The sequence below is a fragment of the Actinacidiphila rubida genome, assembly GCF_900110255.1.
GTDB lineage: Bacteria > Actinomycetota > Actinomycetes > Streptomycetales > Streptomycetaceae > Actinacidiphila > Actinacidiphila rubida.
On the sequence record NZ_FODD01000010.1, the window covers coordinates 215556 to 221931 of the forward strand.

The following is a 6376-nucleotide window of genomic DNA, read 5'->3' on the forward strand; positions in this document are numbered from 1 at the left end:
CGGTCACCCGGTGACGAGATCGACGAGGCCGCAGTCCAGCTCGCCGCGGAGCCGGGCCAGCGCGCGGGTCGTCCGGGTGCGGACCGCGCCGGGACTGGACTGCAGGACCGCCGCGGTCTCCTCGACGCTGCGGTCCTCCCAGTACCGCAGGACCAGCACGGCCCGGTCCTTGGGTCCCAGCGCGGCTAACGCCGTGAGCAGGGCGACCCGCAGCGCGGTGTCGCCCGCCGGGTCCGGCGCGGCCCGGTCGGGCAGCACGGCCGCGGGGCTCTCCCGGCTGCTGCGCCGCCGCTGGTGGGTGAGGAAGGTGCGCACGAGGACCGTCTGCGCGTAGCCGGCCGGGTTGTCGACCCTGTCGATACGACCCCAGACCACGTACATCCGGCCCAGCGTCTCCTGGACGAGGTCCTCGGCCAGGTGGGTGTCGCCGCCGGACAGCAGGCACGCCGAGCGGAAGAGGTGTCCCGCCCTCGCCACCGCGAAATCCCTGTACGCGTCCGCAGCCGCCTTGCGCATCCGGCCTCGCCCTCCCCCGTACGCTCCACACTCCAATGACGCGCCGGGGGCCGGAAAACGTTACGCCCCGGGACCGGCCCGCAGGCCGGGGCCTGGCGGGGGCCGGTCCCGGGACGAGGGACGCGGGTGGGAGCGTCGGGTCAGCCGACGGCGTCCGCGAGGATCTCCAGGATGTGGCGGTAGGGGCGGCCCGTCGCGCGGCTCATGCCGATCTCGCAGGTGAGGTTGCACGACGCGTACGCGTCGTACGTGCCGCGGTTGATCTCGGCGGCCTGCGCGGCCGTCGCCGAGGCGGTGACCTCCGGGTGGAGCAGCCCGCGGTCGCCGGCGAAGGCGCAGCAGCCCCAGGAGTCCGGGACGGTGACGTCGGCCGCGACCGCGCCGGCCAGGGCGCGCAGGTCGTCGGTGATGCCGAGGTGCACGGTGGAGCACGTCGGGTGGAGCGCGAGGGAGTCCATTCGGGGGAGCTCCGGCAGCGACGGCAGCACGTGCTCGCGGGTGAACGTCACGCTGTCGGTGAAGCGCAGCGCCTCGTAGCGGCCGCGGTCCTCCTCGGGGAGCGCGGACGCGAGCTGCTCCAGGCCGTGCGTGCACGAGGACGCGTCGCAGACCACGGGGAGCCGCCCGTGGTCGCTGGCCTCCCACAGCACCTCCAGCGTCCGGGCGGCCATGGCGCGGTGGCCGCCGGTGTAGCCCTTGGACTGCCAGGGCGTGCCGCAGCACAGACCCGACAGGCCGTCCGGCACGGTCACCGGCACGCCCGCCCGGTCGCACAGGTGCAGGAACGCCGCCGCGGCCCCGGCGGGACGCGCGCCCGGCGTCCCGGCGGCGTTCCCCTCGGCCGGCCCCGTGAAGACGTCGCCGATGCACGCGGCGAAGAACACCGCCCGCGTCCCGGCGGGGTGACGGGGCGCCGGCCGCGGCGTCCCGGACCGCGGCACGCCCGTGGCCCAGTCGGGCACGAGTTCGCCCGCGCCGAGCCGGCGCACCGCGGAGGTGGCGGCGCGCACGACGGGCGCGGGCACCGCGTGGGCCGCGGTCAGTCCGAGGCGCACGCCCTTGACGGCGCCGCCCCAGTGGCGGGCGGTGGTGCGTCCCGCGGCCTGTGCGAGCGCGCTGTGCCGGTCGCCGCGCAGCCGCTTCATCACCGCGCCCGTGTCGATGGTGACCGGGCAGGCGGTGACGCACAGGCTGTCGGCGGCGCAGCTGTCGACGGCCGCGTACGCGTAGTCCGCCTCCAGCTCCCTGCGGCGCTCCTCGTCGCCCGCGGCGGTCGCCAGGGCGATCTCCCGCTGCAGCGCGATGCGCTGGCGCGGGGTGGTGGTGACGTCGGCCGTCGGGCAGACCGGCTCGCAGTAGCCGCACTCGACGCAGCGGTCCACCGCCGGGTCCACGTCCGGGACGTCCTTGAGCCGCTGGAGGTGGACGGCCGGGTCGTCGTCCAGCAGCACGCCGGGGTTGAGCACGCCCGACGGGTCGCACAGCCGCTTGAGCTCGCGCATCACCTCGTACAGGTCGTCGCCGTACTGGCGGCGGACGAAGGGCGCCATCGCGCGGCCGGTGCCGTGCTCGGCCTTGAGCGTGCCGCCCTCGCGCAGCACGAGGTCGACCATGTCGTCGGTGAACCGCGCGTAGCGGTCGACCTCCTGGGCGGTGTCGAAGCGCTGGGTGAGCATGAAGTGCAGGTTGCCGTCACGGGCGTGGCCGAAGATCACCGCGTCCTGGTAGCCGTGCCGGTCGAACAGGCCGGTCAGGCCCTCGCACGTGCCGGTCAGCCGCTCCATGGGGACGGCGATGTCCTCCAGCAGCGCGGTCGTGCCGGCCGGCCGCGCCCCCGCCACCGCGGTGTACAACCCCTTGCGCGCGTGCCACATCGCGGCGCGCTCCCGGGCGTCGCGGGTCAGCGCGGTCCCGGTCACCGCGGGCAGCGCGTCGAGCACCGGGCGGGCCGCGGCCAGGACCTGCTCCAGCTCCTCGGCGCGGTCCTCGGCGAACTCCACGAGCAGGGCGGCGTGTTCCTCGACCCGCAGGCCGCGCAGCGCGGGGCTCGCGTCGGCCGCGGCCTGCGCGACGCGCAGCGAGGCCGCGTCCAGCAGCTCCGCGGTGCGGGCGCCCGCCGCGAGCAGGGCGGGCAGCGCGTCCGTCGCCTCGGCGAGCCCGGGCAGGATCAGCAGCCCGGTCGCGGAGTGCGGCAGCACCGGGACGGTACGGAAGACGGCCTCGCCGACGAAGCCGAGCGTGCCCTCGCTGCCGATCATCAGATGGGCGAGCATGTCGGCCGGTGAGGAGTGGTCGAGGAAGGAGTTGAGGCCGTACCCCATGGTGTTCTTCATGGCGAACAGCCGCTCCACGGTGGCCCTGGCCTCCGGTGAGGACCGGACCCGGTCGCGCAGCCGCAGCAGGCCCGCGTGCAGGTCGGGCTCGCGGTCCCGGAGCCGGTCGTCGGCGTCGCGCGCGCCGGAGTCGACGAGCGTGCCGGACGGCAGCACGAACTGCAGCGACTCCAGGGTCCGGTAGGCGTTGTCCTTCGTCCCGCAGTTCATGCCGCTGGAGTTGTTGGCCACCATCCCGCCGACGGTGCACGCCGACTCGCTCGCCGGGTCCGGTCCGAGCCGGCGCCCGTAGCGGGCCAGCCGGGCGTTGGCCTGGCGGATCGTCAGACCCGGCTGGAGGCGGATGCGGAGGCCGTCGTCGAGCACCTCCGCCTCGCGCCAGTGGGTGCGGACGTCGACGAGCACGCCGTCTCCGCCGGCCTGCCCGGCCAGGCTCGTGCCGCCCGAACGCAGGGTGAGCGGGATGCCGGCCTCGCGGGCGCCGGCCATCAGCGCCGCCACCTCCCGGGTGGACGCCGCCCGCACCACGGCCTGCGGCGTGAGCAGGTACGGGGACGCGTCGTGCGCCAGGGCGGCCCGGCGCGGCAGGTCGGCCGACACCCGGGCCGGGTCGGTGACGCACGAGCGCAGCATCGCCAGCAGGCCGGCCGGTCCGCCACCGGCACTGCCGTCCGGTGCGGCTGCCCCGGGGGCGGCGGTGGCGGACGTACGGGCGGTGGGCTGGCTCATGCGGCTTCTCCAGGACGTCGTGGGAGGGGAGTTCAGGCGGTGGCGCACGCGGCCGGCGGCTCGTCACCCGGGGCGCCGGCACCCGCCACCCGCAGGGTCCGCGGCGCGACGGCGGCGGGCTCGGGCAGACGCAGCGGGCCGCGGCCGGGCGTGATGCTGCCGAGCACCGAGGCGTGCCGGGCGCCGGTGGTGGACGGCAGGGTGCCGGGCAGACCGTGCACGGTGAGGAAGCCCAGCACGGCGAAGGCCAGCGCCTCCTTCGCGTCGGACGGCACCCCGAGGTCGTCGCTGGACAGCAGCCGCACCTCCGGGAGTTCCTCGGCGATCATGCGCATCATGACGGGATTGTGCGCGCCGCCGCCGGATACGGCCAGTTGCGTGACGCCCTGGGCGCGGCACGCGCCGGCCACCGTGACCGCGGTCAGCCGGGTCAGCGTCGCGAGCACGTCGTGGTGATCGGGGGTGGGCACGTCCTCGAGCGCGGCCAGCAGGTACGGCAGGTGGAACAGTTCCTTGCCGGTGCTCTTGGGCGCGGGCAGCCGGTAGTAGGGCTCGTCCAGCAGCCTGCTCAGCAGGACGGGCGAGACCGTGCCGGCCGCGGCGCCCCGCCCGGACTCGTCGTACGCGGCGGCGCCCGCCGTGAAGTGCCGGACCGCCGCGTCGAGCAGCGCGTTGGCGGGTCCGGTGTCGAAAGCGACGGGGTCGGCGTCGGGGGCGACCACCGTGATGTTCGCGATGCCGCCCAGGTTGAGGGCGGCGGGCACGCCGGGCAGCCCGCACAGCAGCAGCGTGTCGGTCAGGCCGACCAGCGGGGCGCCCTGGCCGCCCGCGGCCACGTCCCGGCTGCGCAAGTCGGACACCACGGGCAGCCCGGTGGCCTCCGCGATCCAGGCGGGCTGGCCGAGTTGGAGCGTGCCGCGCACCACGCCGTCCTCCACCCAGTGGTGCATGGTCTGGCCGTGCGAGACGACGAGGTCGGCCCGGCCGTCGCACAGTTCGCGCTGGGCGAGCACCGCGGCCTCCGCGAACGCCTGCCCGATGCCGGTGTCCAGCGCGCACACGACCTCCGTGGACGTCGCGGCCGGGGGCAGGGCCGCGGTGATCGCCCCGCGCAGCGCCTCGGAGTACTGCGTGCTGACCCGGCCCAGGGGCCGCATCACGAGAGTGTCGCCCTCCAGCGCGATGTCGGCCGCCGCGGCCTCGATCGCGTCGTAGGACGTGCCGGACATCAGGCCGATGACGCGCATGGTGCTCCAGTGGTTCGGAGGGTCCGGGGCCGGACGCCGGGACGGGGGCGGGCCCCCGGCCGCGGCGTCCGGCCTCGGGCGGACGTGGATCCGGGCGGGGCCGGCCGGATCGCGGCCGCCCCGCCCGGAGTCGGGTCAGGACCTTCCGGCCGCCGGGTCGAGCGACTCGGCGCCGAGGGCCGGTCCGGTGGCGGTCCCGGTTCCCGGGTCCGCGGCGGGTGCCACGGCCGGGGCGCGGTGGAACAGGCTCATCACGCCGCCGACGACGAGGGTGACCACGACGCCGATCGGCACGAGCCACTGTGCGGCGATCGCGGTGGGCACGGTCGCGCCCGCCACGTGCACGTCGATCTTCACCTGGCGCACGATGTAGGTCATGACGCCCACGGTCACCAGGAACGCGACGAACGCGTCGACCTCGTTCGCCCGCTTGACGAGCCGGCCCAGCAGGAACGCGCCGAGCAGCGCGCCGTAGGTGTAGCCGGCGATGGTCAGGCCGGTCAGGTAGACGTTGCCCGTGCTGGTGCTGAACGCCATGGCGAACACGGCCATGAGCACCGCCCACACCAGCGTCATGACCCTGGCGAGCTTCAGCAGCGTCTCGTCCGACGGCGACACCTTGAACAGGTTGTGCGCGATGTCCGAGACCGTCGAGTTCGACATCGAGTTCAGCGCCGAGGACAGCGAGCCCATCGCGGCGCCCAGGATGCCCGCGACCAGCAGGCCCGAGATGCCGACCGGCAGGCTGTGCAGGATGAACTGCGGGTAGAGGTTGTCGGAGCTCTTCAGCCCGAGGTCCTTGAAGCTGGCGCCCTTGTTGTACGACCAGAGCAGGGCGCCGACCAGGGAGAACGCGGCGAACTGGATGGTGACGAAGATGCCGGAGGCGATCATCGCCTTCTGGCCGTCGCGCAGGGTGCGGGTGGCCAGGATGCGCTGCACGATCAGCTGGTCCGAACCGTGGCTCGCCATCGCGAAGATGGCGCCGCCGATGATCGCGGTGGGCAGGGCGAACGGGCTGGTGAGGATGTGGTCCAGCGCGAAGTTGGTGTCGAACAGCTTGAACTGGCCGTTGTGCAGGCCCTGGGAGAAGCCGTGGCTGCCGACGTGCCCGGTGAGCACCGCGATGGCGAGGATGGCGCCGCCCAGGTAGAGGCCCATCTGGATGGCGTCGGTCCAGATGACCGCCTTGATGCCCCCGAGGTAGGTGTAGACGACGGTGATGACCGTCAGCACCAGGATGATGACCTTGTAACTGGTGTGCACGCCGAGTTCGTCGAGCAGCAGCTTGATCGGGATGGCCGACGCGAACAGCCGCACGCCCTCGGCGAGCAGGCGGGTGAAGACGAACGTCACCGACGCCAGCCCCTGGAGCTTCAGCCCGAAGCGGTGGCCGAGGTACTGGTAGGCGCTGACGAACCCGCCGCGCTTGTACAGCGGGATCAGCACGGTGGCCACCACGACGCGGCCTATGACGTAGCCGAGGGCGAGTTCGACGTTGCCGAAGCCCGAGCCGCTGTACGCCGCCCCGGGAACGCTGATCACGGTCAG

At 74.5% G+C, this 6376-nt stretch carries 4 protein-coding genes; all 4 read right to left on the reverse strand.

What is annotated here, in order from left to right; all coding sequences use genetic code 11:
* Positions 1-3: 3 nt before the first annotated feature.
* Positions 4-516: a SigE family RNA polymerase sigma factor gene (locus BMW99_RS12845; RefSeq protein ID WP_069463118.1), complete on the reverse strand. Its 513-nt coding sequence runs from the start codon at positions 514-516 to the stop codon at positions 4-6.
* A gap of 140 nt (positions 517-656) precedes the next feature.
* Positions 657-3578, reverse strand: a complete 2922-nt coding sequence (locus tag BMW99_RS12850; protein ID WP_069463117.1) for an FAD-binding and (Fe-S)-binding domain-containing protein — start codon at positions 3576-3578, stop codon at positions 657-659.
* A gap of 32 nt (positions 3579-3610) precedes the next feature.
* On the reverse strand, positions 3611-4825 hold the full coding sequence (locus tag BMW99_RS12855) for an anhydro-N-acetylmuramic acid kinase (RefSeq protein ID WP_069463116.1): 1215 nt from the start codon (positions 4823-4825) through the stop codon (positions 3611-3613).
* A 135-nt stretch (positions 4826-4960) separates the two neighbouring features.
* On the reverse strand, positions 4961-6376 hold a 1416-nt coding region (locus BMW99_RS12860; protein ID WP_075016825.1), incomplete at its 5' end, for a sodium:solute symporter.